This window comes from Thermogemmatispora aurantia (genome assembly GCF_008974285.1).
Taxonomy (GTDB): Bacteria; Chloroflexota; Ktedonobacteria; order Ktedonobacterales; family Ktedonobacteraceae; genus Thermogemmatispora; species Thermogemmatispora aurantia.
In genome coordinates this window covers 671186-686781 of sequence record NZ_BKZV01000002.1, presented here as the reverse complement: position 1 = coordinate 686781, position 15596 = coordinate 671186, and the positions used below count along the sequence as shown (strand labels likewise).

The window sequence follows — 15596 nt, the reverse complement described above, 5'->3', positions numbered from 1 at the left end:
TTGTCAGGCAGAAAGGCGAAGCGAAGCAGATGACGAAGCAGAGCTATCCAGACGGGCTTGAGATCAAAGCACCGGTTCCGCCCGAATACGCAGAGATACTGACGCCAGAGGCATTGCACTTTGTGGTGACGCTGGTGCGCGAATTCGGGGGGCGTCGCGAGGAGCTGCTGCGCAAGCGTGTCGAGCGGCAGGCCGAGATCGATGCCGGCAAGCTCCCCGACTTCCTGCCAGAGACGGCCCACATTCGTGAAGGAGACTGGACGATCAACCCCGTCCCTGCCGACCTGCAAGACCGGCGCGTGGAGATCACCGGTCCCGCTGAGCGCAAGATGATCATCAACGCGCTCAACTCGGGGGCCAGGGTCTACATGGCCGACTTTGAGGATGCCCTCACCCCGACCTGGGCCAACCTCGTGCAGGGGCAGATCAACCTGCGCGACGCCGTCCGGCGTACCATCAGCTATGTCAGCCCCGAGGGCAAACACTACCGCCTCAACGAACAGATCGCCACGCTGCTGGTCCGTCCCCGCGGCTGGCACCTGCCGGAGAAGCATGTTCTGCTTGATGGCAAGCCCATTTCCGGCAGCCTCTTCGACTTTGGACTGTATTTCTTCCACAACGCGCACGCCCTGCTCGAGCGCGGGACTGGCCCCTACTTCTACCTGCCGAAGATGGAAAGCCACCTGGAAGCGCGTCTGTGGAACGATGTCTTCCTCCTGGCTCAGGAGCAGCTCGGCATCCCGCGCGGGACGATCAAGGCCACGGTGCTCATCGAGACCATCCTGGCGGCCTTCGAGATGGATGAGATCCTCTACGAGCTGCGCGAGCACTCAGCGGGTCTCAACTGCGGACGCTGGGATTACATTTTCAGCGCCATCAAGAAGTTCCGCAATCACGAGCAGTTCCTCTATCCCGATCGGGCCCAGGTGACGATGACCACGCCCTTTATGCGGGCCTATACGTTGCTGACCATTAAAACCTGCCATCGGCGCAATGCCCATGCCATCGGCGGTATGGCAGCCCAGATCCCTATCAAGAACAATCCGGCGGCCAACGAAGAGGCGATGGAGCGCGTGCGTGCCGATAAGCGGCGCGAAGCGACCGATGGTCATGACGGCACCTGGGTGGCTCATCCCGGCCTGGTGCAGGTGGCTCAGGAGGAATTCGATCGCGTCATGCCGCAGCCGAACCAGATCGATCGCAAGCGCGAGGATGTGCAGGTGACCGCTGCCGACTTGCTGCGTGTCCCCGAGGGCACTATCACGGAGGGCGGCCTGCGTACCAACATCAGTGTAGGAACGCAGTATCTGGAGGCCTGGCTTGGCGGCCTGGGCTGTGTCCCGATCAATAACCTGATGGAGGATGCGGCCACGGTCGAGATCTCGCGCTCGCAGATCTGGCAATGGGTGCATCATCCGCGCGGCATCCTGGACGATGGGCGCAAAGTAACACTGGAGCTGGTACGCCAGCTGGCGCGCGAGGAGCTGGAGAAGATCAAGGCCGCCGTCGGTGAGCGGACCTATCAGTCACGCCGCTATGAGCAGGCCTACAATCTCCTCGATGGCATTATCGCCAACCGCGAGTTTACCGAGTTTCTGACGCTGCCGGCGTACGAGCTCATCGATTGATGGGCCTGCCGATAGATGCGAGGGGAGGGAGGAGATCCCTCCTTTCGCTTTGTTTTGGTTTGATTTGGGTTGGGACTCTGGCCCTTGTCCCTCTGGCCTTACAGCTCATCTTGCTCAGCGGCTGGTGGCGCTGGCCGTCCCCGAGCCGACCAGAGAGCGGCCTTGGCTTCGATACCCCTAATGAAAGCGGTTTTTGCCTCGGTATAAGCTGCGACGTCGTTTGGGAAACGTGCCGCCAGCGCCCGCTTCAGGAGAGCGTACTCCTGGGCTGTAGCCGGATGGGCACGCAGGTAATCGCGGAAGAGCAGGTGACGCTGCCAGAAAGGGCTGTCGTACTCCACTATGTGCAGATGGTGGGTATGTTCCTCGCCGCGGAGCTTGCGAAAGTAGAGGCGCTCGGGAATAAAGCGCTCAACCTCTGGAAGGTACTCATAGCCGAGAGCACGTAGCGACTCGATGCAGGAGGTGGCATGCGAGAGCTGGGCTACTGCGGCCATGATATCGATAATGGGCTTGGCGGCCAGGCCGGGCACCGAGGTACTGCCGATATGCTCGATGGCCACCAGCCAGGGGCCGATGGCCTCAAGCAGCCGTTGGCGCTCAGCGGCGTACTCCTGCGGCCACTGTGGATCGTAGTCGACCAGCACAACACGGCGGCTCATACAGTGCGATACCTTTCCAGCAGCGACCAGACCTGTACCTGGATCTCCTCCGGTGAGCGCAGTCTCTCCTTCTCATCGACACAGGAAACGATCTCCCAGGGACCATCGGCATGGGCGCTGGCCAGCTGTTCATAGACCTCGGCGCAGCGTGCCAGATAGGCAGCGTTCTCCTCGTGGAGATCGCGCGCGCCCGATCTCCGCTGCTGCGCGCGCGTCGCCAGCAGGCTGCTGGCGACCGCCACCGGCAGGCGCAGATAGAGCGTGAGCGTGGGGCGCGGTAGACCAAAGACCTCATACTCCAGGTGCGCCAACCATGCCAGGAAAGCATCGCGCTCTGAGACGGCAAGGCGCGCTCCCTGATGGGCCAGGTTTGAGGCCACGTAGCGATCCAGCAGCAGGAGATCGCTTTCTGCCGCCAGGCGAGAAAGCAACTCCAGACTTTCCAGCCGGTCGCCGGCGAAGAGCAGAGCGGCTGAGCGCGGCGGCACCTCTGCCAGAGGACCGAACTCGCCGCGCAGATAAGCGGCCACGCAGCGCCCGAAAACCGTCTCAGTATAGCGAGGGAACGAGAGACTGGCCACGCGCAGCCCCTGGCGGCGCGCCCGCTCTTCCAGCAGGTGCAGCTGCGTCGTCTTGCCAGCCCCATCGATCCCCTCCAAGGCTACCAACATCGAACGGCAGACTCCTTTCTTCTAACTCCTCCCTTTCTCGGCGCCTCCCCACCAGACCAATGGAATGGATTGGACCAGGGCCCAGGCCAGGGGCTGAGAGCTGAGGCCCCCCTCTCTGCATGGCCTGGGCCTGACTATTTGCTGGATCATTGCTAGAGATCACGGCTGCGCGTGCGAATAATCTCCGTAATATGGGCCACGAAGTCCGCTAGCGGCATCGCGCCGCGGTTTTCATTCGTCCGCAGGCGCACCGCCACACTCTCGCTGGCCGCCTCCTTATCGCCGACCACCAGCATATAGGGAATTTTCTGCAGCTGAGCGTCACGGATCTTGGCATTCATCCGCTCGCTGCGGGCATCCAGCTCGGCGCGCACACCGGCGTTCTTCAGAGCAGCCAAGACCTTCTGAGCGTACTCCAGATGGCGGTCAGCAATCGGAATCACCACGGCCTGAACTGGAGAGAGCCAGACCGGGAAAGCGCCGGCGAAATGCTCGATGAGCATGGCCATAAAGCGCTCCGTCGAACCCGTCACCGCGCGATGGATCATCACTGGGCGATGAGGCTGACCGTCCTCGCCGATATACTCCAGCTCAAAGTTTTCCGGCTGCACAAAATCGAGCTGGATCGTCGCGCACTGCCACTCACGCCCCAGAGCATCGCGCACCATAAAGTCCATCTTTGGACCGTAGAAAGCGGCCTCGCCGATGCCCTCGCGGTACTCGATGCCGCGGTGCTCCAGCGCGGCCCGTAACGAGCTTTCGGCCAGCTCCCAGACCTCATCGCTGCCCACGTAGTCCTCCTTCTTATTTGGATCGCGCAGAGAGAGGCGAATCCAGTAGTCGTTGAGGCCGTACGTATTGAAGACCTCCAGCGTCAGATCGACAGCGCGATCGAACTCCTCCTGAATCTGGTCGGGACGCAGGAAGACATGGGCATCGTCCTGCGTCAAGCTGCGCACACGTGCCAGGCCCGTCAGCACGCCGGGCTTCTCATAGCGGTAGAGCGTAGCAAACTCGGCGTAGCGGATCGGCAGCTCGCGATAGCTGTGCAGCTGCGACTTATAGAGCAGGATATGATGAGGACAGTTCATCGGCTTCAGGACATAGGCGTCGTCCTCCGACTGCTCTTCCTCGCCTCGCATCACCGGGAACATATTTTCACGGTACGTATACCAGTGCTTAGACATCTTATAAAGGCGCACTTTCCCGAGATGACCCGTCCAGACGTGCTGATAGCCGTAGCGTTCCTGCGTCTCGCGCACGTAGGACTCCATCAGGTGGCGCAGCATCTCGCCGTGAGGCAAGAAGAGCGGTACCCCAGCAGGAACATCCTCGCTCATCAGGAAGAGCTTCAGCTCGCGGCCCAGCTTGCGATGGTCGCGCTTCTGCGCCTCTTCGAGGCGCCAGAGATACTGGTCGAGTTCTTCCTGCGTGAACCAGGCCGTTCCATAGAGGCGCTGCAACATGGGGCGATGCTCGTCGCCCCGCCAATAAGCGCCAGCGACCCGCATCAGCTTAAAGGGACCGATCTGCCCCGTGTGCTCCACATGGGGGCCGCGACAGAGGTCGAGAAAATTGCCCTGCTTATAGATGCCGACCTCCTCGTCGGGCAGGTTCTCAATAATCTCGACCTTATAGACCTGGCCCTTATTGCGGAAGTACTCCAGGGCCTTCTCGCGCGGCCAGCGCTCATGAATGAAAGGATACCGGGCCTCGATGATGCGGCGCATACGGTGCTCGATCTCGGGAAAGTCCTCGGGCGTGAGCGGGCGCGGCAGCTCAAAATCATAATAGAAACCATCTTCGATGGCCGGCCCGATGGCGAAGCGGGCTTCGGGAAACATCTCCTGAATGGCCTCGGCCATGACGTGGGCCGCGGAATGGCGCATACGCTGGAGCGGCGTATAATTGACCGTTTCTTGAATTTCAGCTTCGACAGATTCTGCTGGCATACTTTTGAGACACCTCCCTGTCTGGTCTACTGAGGCACTCGCTCATTGGCGAGGTTATCCATCCGGCACCAGGCCGAACAATAAAAAAGCCTTTCATCCCAACAGGGACGAAAGGCTGAAGACGCTTCCGTGGTTCCACCCATCTTTCGCAGGTGCTCATCCTGAGCAGGGTAGACATGCCAAAGGAAAGGCTCAAGACGCCCCATCAGAGCCACTCGTATGGCCCTGGTAGGAGAGCGAAGACCTGCGCTCGTGCGACCGCTAACGGGGTCGAGGCGTGTACCTTACTGGCTCGGTACAGGCTGGCGAGGGGTATCCCATTCCGTACTCCTTTTCCGAGCAGAGTGGCTGGCTGGTGCTCACGATTGCTGGAGCGCCAACAGAGTAACCAGGCTGGCTCGGAAGCGGATCTCCCTCGGGCAGGTACGCTTGCAGCCGCTGGCGTTACCTCTCTGAATGCCCTGCGGAGGGGACATGTCTCGCGTGATCGCCGCTGTTGCTGATCTTCTCTTGTCCTTGGAGATGCTTACGGTTACGCTATCGTCTCGCGACGAGACGCTGGGGCCATAATCTCAGTGCTTCCAAGTATAGCACACTTACCGTTCAGTGTAAAGGACAGCCTGAGAAATGGGCACGAGATGGCTGTTGCAGGCTCGCTCTCTATAGAGAGTCGATCTTTCTTTCAATATAGATTGCTTGCTTATAAGAAGATTCTTGTGTAATATAAAGGAAAGATCAGTGGTTGTAATAAGAAACGATATCTGTTATAATCAATTCATCAATCTAGTGTGTGAGGAGGAACAGGCCAACGGGGCAATGGGAACATCCTGGGATCTGGCGCTGAAGCGGCTCTTCGAGCTAGCAGCTCAGGATTTTGTCGAGCTTGTTTTGCCCGAGGCGCGTTATCAGCGCGATGCCTCCGCCGAGTTTGTGCTTGCAGATATTCCGCTCTTGAGAGAGCTAGGAGCGCTGCGGGCTGATGTGGTGAGCGCTTGTGAGCTGGCGGGCAAGCCAGTGATGGTGCATTTAGAGTTTCAAAGTGGTCCTGATGCTCGAATGGCCGAGCGCCTGCTGTTGTATAATGTTCTTGCGGACCAACGCTATCGATGCCCGGTCTGGTCGTGTGTCGTCTATCTCCGTCGTTGTGCCGCGCCGCTCACGCCCTATCAGCGCGAGTTACCTAATAAAAAGAAAGTGCATGAATTTCATTTCCTGGTGCTGAAGCTCTGGGATATGCCAGCGGCGGAACTGCTGCAGTCGGGACGCTGGGGCACGCTGCCGCTGCTGCCTTTGACACGTGAAGGGCAACGTCGTGAGCTGATTGTGGAGATGAAGAGGCGTCTGGAGCAGGCCGGACGCTATGACTTGTTGGCTATCGGTTTCTTGATCGCTGCCCTGGCCTGGGCGGTGGCCCCGGCCAGTGAGCGTCAGTGGCTAAAGGAGCAGTTTACTATGCTGGCTGATTTCATTCAGGAGCTGAAACAGACAGATATCTATCAGATGATTCTGGAGGAGGGGTTGAAGGAAGGGCGCGAGAAAGGTCTCAAGGAAGGGCGCGAGAAAGGTCTCAAGGAAGGACTGAAAGAAGGACGTCGGGAAGGACGTCAGCAAGAACGGGCCGAGCGCCTGAACGAATTGCGGCGCATGCTGGTAGTCATGGTATCGGCCCGCTTTCCCGAGCTTGGTGAGCTGGCCCGGGAGGTTGCTGCCGGCATCAACGAGCCAGCGGTCTTGACCGAGCTGGTGGTGAGCGTTGGCCTGATCCAGGAAGGCGAGCAGCTTCGCCAGCGATTGGTGGAGCAGACGAACGAACGTCGTCGCCCGTCCAACGGTGAAATCGGGCATCAGGAGCAGTAGACAGCCATCCACTGTACTGGCTGACTGCTCCTGCTCTGTGCTGCTGAAGATGAAGGCGAGCAGTCTTGCCTTCTAACCCGAGCGCCGCCGACTCTTCAGCAGCGTTGCCAGGCGCACCTCGCTCATGATCATTCCCAAGCAGATGCAGGCGCCTCCCACCCAGGCCAAGCCGCTCAAGGTCTGGCCTGCCAGCGTCCCAAAGATTCCCGCCCATACCGGCTCGCAGGCATAGATCAGCGCCGCATGTGTGCTACTGATATACTGCTGTGCCCAGTTCATCGTCCCCATACAGAAGCCGATATCCACCACACCCATAAAAAGCACCGCTCCCCAGATTGGCGCGCTCGCTGGCAACAGCAATCCCTCATGGGTCAACAGCGCCGTTGTCAAACTCAGTGCTGAAGTCGTAGCCAGCTGGATAATCGCCAGATTGAGTGCATCAGCCCCCACCACAAACTTGCTGATGCAGACAATGTGCAGTGCGAAAGCAATCGCACAGCCCAGAATCAAGGCTTCGCCCAGACCAAAGCTCAGATTGAAATCCTTGTTCACCGAGAGCAGCGTCAGGCCCAGCAGCGAGAAGAGAAAGCCAAGCCCTGCCTCTAGCGAGGGGCGCTGGCGAAGGAGCAGGACGGCAAAGAGCGGCACCAGAGGAATATACAGGCCCGTAATAAAGCCCGCCTTGCTCGTGATTGTGTACTGTAAGCCCAATGTCTGCAGAGCATAGCCGCTAAAGAGCAGCAGACCGAGAATCAGGCCACTGCGCAGCTCTGCACCCGTCAGGTGGCGTAAGTGGCGGCGAAAAAGCAACGCCAACGTCAGCGCTCCGATGCCGAAGTTATATCCCAGGTAGGTAAAGAGACCGACAAAATGGATGGTGTACTTCGTCACCAGGAACGTACTGCCCCAGATCATTGTCACTACCAGAAGCAACCCATCGATGCGCAAGCGCCACCAGAGTCCTCTTGCTGGAGATGGCTCTCCAGGAGCAGAGGCAGACGAGACCAGTCCGGGCTGTTCCTGCCGAGCAGAGAGCTTCTCTTGTGGGGTCATAGCGATGAGACAGGTACCTTTCCAGGGGACCGCGAGCCTATGGTTCCCAGTGTCTATCGAGCAAAGTCGCTATCGCACCTCTCTCCAGTTTCCGGCTATCGAGGCAGCGCGGAGGTCGAAGGGCAGGCAGAGAGGTAAGGTTATCGTAGCGGGCTCGGCCTATCTATGTGTCGGAGCCGAGCGGTAGGCCGCCAAGCTGCCAGCCATCAGTCTAACACAAAAAGCCCCGCCCCGTCAGCCCGCAGCGGACGGCGAGGCGGAGGCAGGCGAGAGCGGTGTCGAAGAGAGAGCCTCGGCACCTCTACCTCTGAGTGTGACCGGCTTCGGCCTGCAAGCCTGCCGCGTCGGGAAAAGCGCCCTCGTGTCGCAGAGCCTCGACCAGCTCGCGCAGGAATAGCTCAGCGTCGGTGACCAGACCAGCCGCCTGGAAACTGCCGCGATCGGCCAGCTTCGTCACCACTGCCGGGTTGATATCCACCACCACCGTGCGTACTGTGGCTGGCAGCAGGTTGCCGGTGGCAATGGCGTGCAGCATCGAAGCCACCATAATCGCCATCTCCACCCCAGGCAGAGCGCGGCGCATCTGGCGCTGCGCCTCCTGCATATCGGTAATCACGCCCGGCATGGGACCATCGTCGCGGATCGAACCGGCCAGCACCAGCGGCACCTGGTGCTTGATTGCCTCATAGATCAACCCTTCACGGAGCAGACCAACCTCGACCGCCTTCTCTAACGAACCAACTGCCCGAATAGCATTGATCGCCCGCAGGTGATTGCGATGGCCGCCTTCGACCTGTTCACCCGTGCGCAGATCGACCCCGAGCGAGGTACCGAAGAGGGCCGCCTCCACATCGTGGGTCACAATAGCGTTCCCGCCGAAAATGACCTGCACGTAGCCGCGCCGGATCAGCTCCGCCACATAGCGGCCAGCCCCCGTGTGGATCACTGCCGGACCGAGCACAAAGAGAATCTTGCCGCCGCGGGCCCGGGTCTCCTGCATCTGACGCGCAATGTGCTGGATCATCAAGATCTTCGCTTTCTCAGAAGAGACATCGCTCTGCATAAAGGCAAAGATCTCGCGCTCGCGGGCGCGCTCAAAGGACTGTACCCGGATACCTTCGTGGCCGACCACCACCTCGTCGCCGACCTCGACCTCATGCATCGGCTTGCAGTAGGCACGGCGGTGCTCACGATCAATGACGATGGCCACGTCCATCTCGATGTGTTCCACGTCGACCCACTGGCCCCCGAGCCGGACCTGCGTCGGCAGGTTCGTCGTCGAATAGAAGCCCTCGGGGAGCACTCCCCGCTGCTCCACACGCGCTGTACGCACATCGTGACCATTGACGAGCATGGCCCCGAGCTGCTGCAGCTCCGAGAGGATCAGATCGAGCGTCTGCTCGTCATCGGCTTTGATCTCCATGCGCACGTAGCTCGGCTCGCTCTTATGCTTACCGACCTGAATCTCCTGAATCAGGAAGTCACCGCCGCGATCCATGATGATGTCCCAGGCGCGCGGCAATGTCCAGGAGTCAATGATATGTCCACTGAGTTCAATAATTTCGCTCGCCATGAGAAAGACGCTTCCCCCAGACCAAACAAGATGGAACGCTCAAGCACCGCTTGCTGCTTGGGCGTTGCGGAAGTAACAGGGCAAGGACGGAACAGAGAGGAAAAGAGGCGACTCCGTTGCCCACCTGTGGCCCCGCGCGCTGTTCTTGGGTCCAAGTTTAGTGCGCCCGGGCATGGCTGTCAACTCCTGACACTGGCCAGAGCCGCCGCACTGGTGGCTACCAGCGTCGTCCAATAGGACAGATGCTTTGGAAGGGGCAGGCACGGCATTTGGCCGCCTTCTGGCGAGCAAGGACCGGCGGCTGCTCGGCACTGCAGCGCTGCATCTCTTCTAGCAGGCGAATCACTTTGCGCCGCAGCGCCGGCGTATATTCGATCGTAAACTCGTTGTCGGCATAGCGCAGAATACCGTGTGTTGGGGGAACAGCGAAGTAGTCCTCCAAAATCAGACAGTAAGCGCCGATCTGCACCACGTGATTGCTATAGGGAGCGGTGGCATTCTGCACCTGTGGCTTCAGCTCGATCGGCACAGGCCGCCCGTCTGGTAGTTCGACCACGTAGTCCGGCTTACCAACCAGCGGATAGCTACTCGATACCAGCGGCTCCCCCTGGCCGTCGGCGTCCTCGTAGACAAGAGTGCCCTCCGGCAGACCCAGAGCACGCTGGCGCTCTGCCAACAGGCGAGCACGCTGGGCAGCACGCTCATTGCGAAGCAGGAGCAAGAGCGCGATGGCAATGAGCAGAACAGCAAGGCCAAGCGAAAGCAAGATGCTATTGAGCATGGTTCATTTCTTCGTACAGCCGCTCTCTGTTGCTCACGGCGTGCGCCGCTCGCTCACGACCGGCTCGGCCCGGCCCGGCTTTGGCTGCGCCGAGCAGGCGAAGAGGAGCGAGTGCACGCCCTCAGCCAGCCAGTCAGCGCAGGAAGACGGCGGCGGCGATCAGCGCAATGGCGCTGATTAAGAGCACAATGGCGACCAGAGTGAGCCGACGGCTACAGCCGGCGAAGGGCAGGGCGCGCGCTTCATCGTAAACGTCTTCCAGCGCCTCCGCATGTTCTCGATGCTGCTCCTGCCCGGTATCGAAGGCACCACGCCGCAACAGGAGACGCTCGTGCAGCTGGTACTCTGGGAGCGCCGTGGCCTGGGGGCCGTGCTCGTGCTCCAGCTCAACCATGCGCGCAAATAGCTCTTCTGTATCTGCCTGGGCGGCTGGCTCGTATTGCTCGTACCACCAGGCGAGCGGGCAGTATTCGAAGGCTGCCACCTCGCTGGCGGTAAAATAGCGTTTGGACTTTTCTTTCCCTCGCGGTTGGCGTTGCTCTGGCTGCATGGAGGTTCCTCCACCGCGGCAGCGTGACGGCCCTCCTTCCCGCCGTGACCGCCACCGGCCTTATTCGCTGCGGGCGGCCTGCTTCGCCTCGCTGGCCTCGGGGCTGGGACTGGTACCGGCCAGCCCTAGCTCAGCGGCGATGCCCGACATGGCCGTGATGACATTGGCAATGTGCTCGTCAAGGTCAATGCCCAGCTCCGCGGCTCCGCGTACGATATCTTCGCGGTTGACGCCGGCGGCGAAGCCCTTTGTTTTCATCTTCTTGCGCACCGACGAGACCTCCAGTCCAAGAATACTTTTGTTGGGCCGTACGAGCGCAGTCGCAGTAATGAGGCCAGTGATCTCATCACAGGCATAGAGTGCTTTGGAGAGCAGATCGGTCCGTGGGTGAGTCTCGGCATTGAGGTCATTATGGGCCAGAATGGCATAGATAATGCGCTCGTCGTAGCCGGCCTCGCGCAGCCAGCCGGCCAGCACGCGGGTGTGCTGCTGCAGGTCAGGGTATTCCTCGTAGTCGCAATCGTGCAGCAGACCGGTAATGCCCCACAGCTCTTCGTCCTCGCCGTATTTGCGAGCGTAGAAGCGCATGGCGGCCTCGACGGCTAACATATGACGCTGCAGATTCAGATTTTTCACGTGCTCGGTCATCAGACGATAAGCATCATCGCGAGTTGGCATATGCACGTTTTCTCCAGTTGCTCTCGTTTCTCTCAGGCGAGTGTCCTGGGAGTTTCCATTATAGCACAGGTCTCCCGTCGCGGGTGTATGGCCTGCTGCCACCGCCCTGTGGGAAAAGCAGGGAAAGGATAGCGTCCTGCGCGCAAAGTATGCTATACTGGGAGCAATCGAGATGGGCGCGGCGCGCTCAGCTCGTTGCAGAGCAGCATGGGCCCGCGCTCCTCGGGAGTAAAGATCATTACAGCATTTCTCATCCTTCTATTGTATGCCTGTTACCGACGGCGGGCTGCATGTGGGCCGCTGCGGGTAGCGGCAGATCTAGATAGGGGCTGGTTTTCTCGATGAGCGAGATTAAGGTTAATCCGGGCGAACCGTTTGACGTCGCCCTGAAAAAGTTTAACCGCCGCGTGCAGCAGGATGGCATTCTCTCTGAAGCCCGCCGTCGTGCGCGCTATGAGAGTCCGCAGGACCGCCGCAAACGTAAGGCGGCCAACCTGCGCCGTAAACTTCGTCGTTCGCGCCGTGGTTGAGGATGGCGCCAGACCCGCAACGGGATGCTGGCCGCCACCTACCGATGATTACCATACAAGCTGTTCCTCTCTGGATATGGGAGAGGGGAGTGGCTCGCTGAGGAGTGGGACCTGTCTGGCGCTCCCTCTTTGCCGGCTTGGGGTATCTCCTTTCCTGCAGTGACATCTTCCCATCTCCCCTTTTTCGATAGAAGCTTCCCCCTCCCCTGTTTGCAGAAATACCTCTCTTACTTTGCCTGCTCCCCTTGAAGTCTGGCCCTAACGCCTGAATCCTCGCCTGCTGGCTCGCTGGTGTGTCAGGCGCGCGGCGTCACCCCCAGGCCGGGGGCGTCAGGCAGGATCAGCTTGCCCTGAACGACCCGTACGCCGCTGAAAGGGTCGTTGTCAATGAGCAGGTTGCCGTCGAGATCGGCGTAGTCGACAAGTGGCGTCAGGTGAGCGGCAGCGGTGATTGCCAGCGAGCTTTCGATCATACAGCCCAGCATGACCTGAAGGTGGTGGGCGCGGGCTGCGTGGATCAGCTTAAGGGCCCGGTTGATGCCGCCACATTTCATCAGTTTAATGTTGATGCCATCGACGCAGCCGACAAGGCGTGGAACGTCTTCCAGCGAGACACAGCTTTCATCGACAATGATTGGGACGGGGACCTGCTGGCGCAGGAGGCGCAAGCCCTCCAGGTCGCCGGGGGCGATGGGCTGCTCGACAAACTCGATACCGTACTCAGCCAGGGCGTTGATGGTGCGGATGGCTTCCTTGACGGTCCAGCCGGCATTGGCGTCAACGCGCAGGGTGGCCTGCGAGACAGCGCGGATGGCCCGCACGTTCTCAACGTCGTGCCTGGTGCCTACTTTGATCTTGAGGATCGGATAGTCGCGGGCGCGAGCTGCCTTCTCGGCCATGCGCTCAGGAGTATCGAGGCCGATGGTGAAGGAAGTGAGGGCGCTGCGCTCAGGATTGAGGCCGAGCAGACGATAGAGCGGCAGGTTGAGCCGCTTACCAACGAGGTCGTAGAGGGCCATGTCAATAGCGGCTTTGGCGGCAGGACTGCGCCCGATGGCCTGATCGAGGCGCGTCAGAATGTCCTCGATGAGGAACGGGTCATCTCCAAGCTCTTCAGCAAAGCGCTCCAGGCAGGCGCGTGTGGTGGCCAGGGTGTCGCCATAGTAGGCGGAGGGGGCGGCTTCGCCGTAGCCGCTGAGGCCGTCGTGGGTGATGGTGACGAGCAGATTGTCGGCGACCTCTTCGACGCCGCGCGAGATGCGGAAAGGCGTACTGAGTCTGAGCTGCAATGGACGAGTCTCTAACTGCATGATTGGCTGCTCCTTGCTCTCCTCGGGATCTTGATTGCTGCGGGCTGGCTCCTCCTGACTCCCGTCGCGCCTCCTCCTTCGCTCTCTCCTCGGACCTGACTGGTTGACTCCAGAGCTGCTCTCTCAGCATAGGAGGTCCGACGCAACGCCAGGGCTGGAGGGCCGTATCTGCTTCAGAGCATAGCATAGGAGGCCAATGGCTGTCTGCTCCTTGCTCCTGGTTTGGTCTGGAGAAAGGTCGATGATGAGGTTGCGACAGGCTTGAGACAGAACTCTGCCTTCATTGCAACAGCGACTGACTATACTCTCTCCTGTACCGACGCCCTCGCTCCTGTAGGCAGTCAGACCTACAGCCTGGCGGCTCTCTCGGGGCCCGGGTTCTCGAGCAAGAAGCTGGAAAAGAGGAAACAGAGCATGCATATGAATGCGATAAAGACAGCACTTTATACGTGTTTGAAGCGCTGTGTCAGTTACTGTTTTAATCTGCTGAATCGCCTGCTCGGCGGGAAGCTGCCGCCCTTCGGGAGCGCAGCGGTGGTCGTCGAGGAGCAGGGACGCTACCTGGCGCTGCTCCTTCCCAGCGGGCGGGCCGTCTTCCCTGGCGGCTTTATGACCTGGCGAGAGCACCCACGCGAGGCGGCGGAGCGTGAGGGACGCGAAGAGACGGGTCTCCTGCTGGAGGCCGATGATCTGATCAATTTTTATTCGCTGGTGACAGCTGACTGGCAGGCCATGAGTACGATCAGTTTTGTCTATCACGCGCGCGTGCGCGGTGGGCTGCTGCATCCGGGAATGGAGGGCCGCCCGTGCTGGCTTACAGAGGAGGATCTGCGACAACGCATGGATAGCCAGTCGCTGCGTGTCCTCGATGACTACCTGGGCTATCGTCAGCGCCGGCGCGATGAGCTGAGTCACGTCAAAACCCTGGTACCTCTGATGCACTGAGATCCTGGTCGAAATGGGGAGGGGCGGCCGCTGCTGGCTGCCTCTCCCACGGGCGCCTGCTTGTGTTTCAGCCTCCTCTCTATAGTAGTAGCAGAACATACGGATATATAACCATCGAAGATTATATATCCGATTTTGGAATAACATCGTAATGATAGTGGAGAGGAAAAAATGAACGCAACGCGCCTCCGAAAGCTCCTCGTGTGGGCCGTAGCCATCGGGCTGATCGTGCCAGCGTCGCTAGTGGTAGCTCCGCCGCGGGCGCGTGCCCTGCCCCAGTCCGAGCCGATTGGCAAGATCAGCATCTTTGCAACTGGGCTAAACAACCCGCGTGGCTTGCATTTCGGTCCTGACGGGCAGCTCTATGTCGCTGAAGGTGGCCTTGGTGGCAAGCAATCTACGGTGGGTCGCTGTCAGCAGGTGCCGTCGCCGATCGGGCCGTACACGGGCGGCTTCAGCGCGCGCATCTCGCGCATTGACCGTCACGGCAAGCGTGTCACCTTGATCGATCATCTGCCTTCCAGCCAGACCAGTCCGGCCAGCGGAGGCGAGATCAGTGGCGTCTCTGATCTCAGCTTCATTGGCCACACGCTCTACGGCCTGCTCGCCGGTGCTGGCTGCTCGCACGGCGTACCACAGGTGCCCAACGCTATTTTCCGCTTTGAGCCGGAGCGTCATCGCGTTGTCTACATTGCCAACCTCAGTCACTTCTTGCAGACGCATCCGGTCAAGCATCCTGAGCCGGAAGACTTTGAGCCTGATGGAACCTGGTATAGTATGGTGGCGGTCGATGGGAGCCTCTATGCGCTGGAGCCGAATCACGGTGAACTGGATCGGATTACCCCGCGCTGGCAGCATGATCGGCATGCAGGGAGTGAGATCCAGCGCGTGGCCGATATCTCGGCCAGCCAGGGCCACATTGTGCCGACAGCGGTGGCCTTTCGTCGTGGTCTCTTCTATGTGGCCAACCTGGGCACCTTCCCGGTGCATGTTGGCACAGAGAAGCTGCTGGTGATCACACCGCGTGGCCATGTACGTGTCTTGATGAGCGGGTTGACGGCAGTGGTTGGCCTGGCTTTTGATTGGCGCGGGCGACTCTATGTCCTGGAGACAACCACTGCTAATAATGCTGGCCCGGTGCCCGGTACTGGCGTGATTGTGCGCGTCAGCGAGCGTGGACGTCAGGTACTGGTGGCCTCGGGCCTCAGTTTCCCGACAGCCATGACCTTCGGGCCGGATGGCGATCTCTATGTATCGAACAAGGGCTACGGCTACGCCCCTGGGCAGGGAGAGATCCTGCGCATCCATCTCCCTGAGCATTGACCCTTGTTGCCCTCGCCGGCCCGCTCTAAATCCCGTCCTGATCCGGCGGGGCAGATCGATCAGCTTTCCCTAAGAAAAAAAGG

The 15596-nt window shown here is 60.2% G+C and carries 14 protein-coding genes; 5 read left to right on the top strand and 9 right to left on the bottom strand.

The features are described 5' to 3' along the window. Window positions 1–29 precede the first annotated feature (29 nt). Entirely contained in the window at window positions 30–1628 is a 1599-nt protein-coding gene (gene aceB / locus KTAU_RS09495; protein ID WP_151728156.1) for a malate synthase A, read from the top strand. A gap of 98 nt (window positions 1629–1726) precedes the next feature. Here the strand turns inward: aceB and KTAU_RS09490 are convergent, their stop codons facing one another. From KTAU_RS09490 to thrS, 3 genes are all read right to left on the bottom strand, one after another. Then, complete coding sequence (locus KTAU_RS09490) at window positions 1727–2290, bottom strand: GrpB family protein (RefSeq protein WP_151728155.1); 564 nt, start codon at window positions 2288–2290, stop codon at window positions 1727–1729. Next, on the bottom strand, window positions 2287–2961 hold the full coding sequence (locus KTAU_RS09485; RefSeq protein WP_151728154.1) for a dTMP kinase: 675 nt from the start codon (window positions 2959–2961) through the stop codon (window positions 2287–2289). The genes KTAU_RS09490 and KTAU_RS09485 overlap by 4 nt, the downstream gene beginning before the upstream one ends. Window positions 2962–3113: 152 nt before the next feature. Beyond that, a complete protein-coding gene (gene thrS / locus KTAU_RS09480; protein WP_151728153.1) occupies window positions 3114–4913 on the bottom strand; it encodes a threonine--tRNA ligase in 1800 nt (599 codons plus the stop codon). A 738-nt stretch (window positions 4914–5651) separates the two neighbouring features. On the opposite strand from thrS, the gene KTAU_RS09475 reads away from it, so the two are divergent. Next, window positions 5652–6770 carry an RpnC/YadD family protein gene (locus KTAU_RS09475; RefSeq protein WP_151728152.1) on the top strand — a complete coding sequence of 373 codons (1119 nt, stop codon included), beginning with the start codon at window positions 5652–5654 and terminating at the stop codon, window positions 6768–6770. A 72-nt stretch (window positions 6771–6842) separates the two neighbouring features. Here KTAU_RS09475 and KTAU_RS09470 read toward each other — a convergent pair whose 3' ends face one another. From KTAU_RS09470 to KTAU_RS09450, 5 genes are all read right to left on the bottom strand, one after another. Beyond that, window positions 6843–7718 carry a DMT family transporter gene (locus KTAU_RS09470; protein WP_170293176.1) on the bottom strand — a complete coding sequence of 292 codons (876 nt, stop codon included), beginning with the start codon at window positions 7716–7718 and terminating at the stop codon, window positions 6843–6845. 406 nt (window positions 7719–8124) lie between these two features. After that, window positions 8125–9396, bottom strand: coding sequence for an ornithine cyclodeaminase, nickel-pincer nucleotide-dependent (locus KTAU_RS09465; protein ID WP_151728150.1), 1272 nt, complete (start codon window positions 9394–9396; stop codon window positions 8125–8127). A gap of 217 nt (window positions 9397–9613) precedes the next feature. Further along, entirely contained in the window at window positions 9614–10177 is a 564-nt protein-coding gene (gene cas4 / locus KTAU_RS09460; RefSeq protein ID WP_151728149.1) for a CRISPR-associated protein Cas4, read from the bottom strand. 133 nt (window positions 10178–10310) lie between these two features. Beyond that, the gene (locus tag KTAU_RS09455) at window positions 10311–10727 is read right to left on the bottom strand and encodes a hypothetical protein (RefSeq protein ID WP_151728148.1); all 417 of its coding nucleotides are present in this window, start codon (window positions 10725–10727) and stop codon (window positions 10311–10313) included. A 60-nt stretch (window positions 10728–10787) separates the two neighbouring features. Continuing rightward, window positions 10788–11405 carry an HD domain-containing protein gene (locus tag KTAU_RS09450; RefSeq protein WP_151728147.1) on the bottom strand — a complete coding sequence of 206 codons (618 nt, stop codon included), beginning with the start codon at window positions 11403–11405 and terminating at the stop codon, window positions 10788–10790. Between the two features lie 341 nt (window positions 11406–11746). Here KTAU_RS09450 and rpsU point away from each other — a divergent pair, with 341 nt between their 5' ends. Continuing rightward, the gene (rpsU, locus tag KTAU_RS09445) at window positions 11747–11935 is read left to right on the top strand and encodes a 30S ribosomal protein S21 (protein WP_052890055.1); all 189 of its coding nucleotides are present in this window, start codon (window positions 11747–11749) and stop codon (window positions 11933–11935) included. Window positions 11936–12231: 296 nt separating this feature from the next. On the opposite strand, the gene KTAU_RS09440 is transcribed toward rpsU, so the two are convergent. Beyond that, complete coding sequence (locus KTAU_RS09440; protein WP_151728146.1) at window positions 12232–13245, bottom strand: dipeptide epimerase; 1014 nt, start codon at window positions 13243–13245, stop codon at window positions 12232–12234. A 420-nt stretch (window positions 13246–13665) separates the two neighbouring features. Between KTAU_RS09440 and KTAU_RS09435 the strand changes: the two genes are divergently transcribed. Both KTAU_RS09435 and KTAU_RS09430 read left to right on the top strand, forming a co-directional pair. After that, window positions 13666–14190 carry an NUDIX domain-containing protein gene (locus KTAU_RS09435; RefSeq protein WP_170293175.1) on the top strand — a complete coding sequence of 175 codons (525 nt, stop codon included), beginning with the start codon at window positions 13666–13668 and terminating at the stop codon, window positions 14188–14190. 171 nt (window positions 14191–14361) lie between these two features. After that, a complete protein-coding gene (locus tag KTAU_RS09430) occupies window positions 14362–15513 on the top strand; it encodes a ScyD/ScyE family protein (protein ID WP_151728144.1) in 1152 nt (383 codons plus the stop codon). The last annotated feature ends 83 nt before the right edge of the window (window positions 15514–15596 follow it).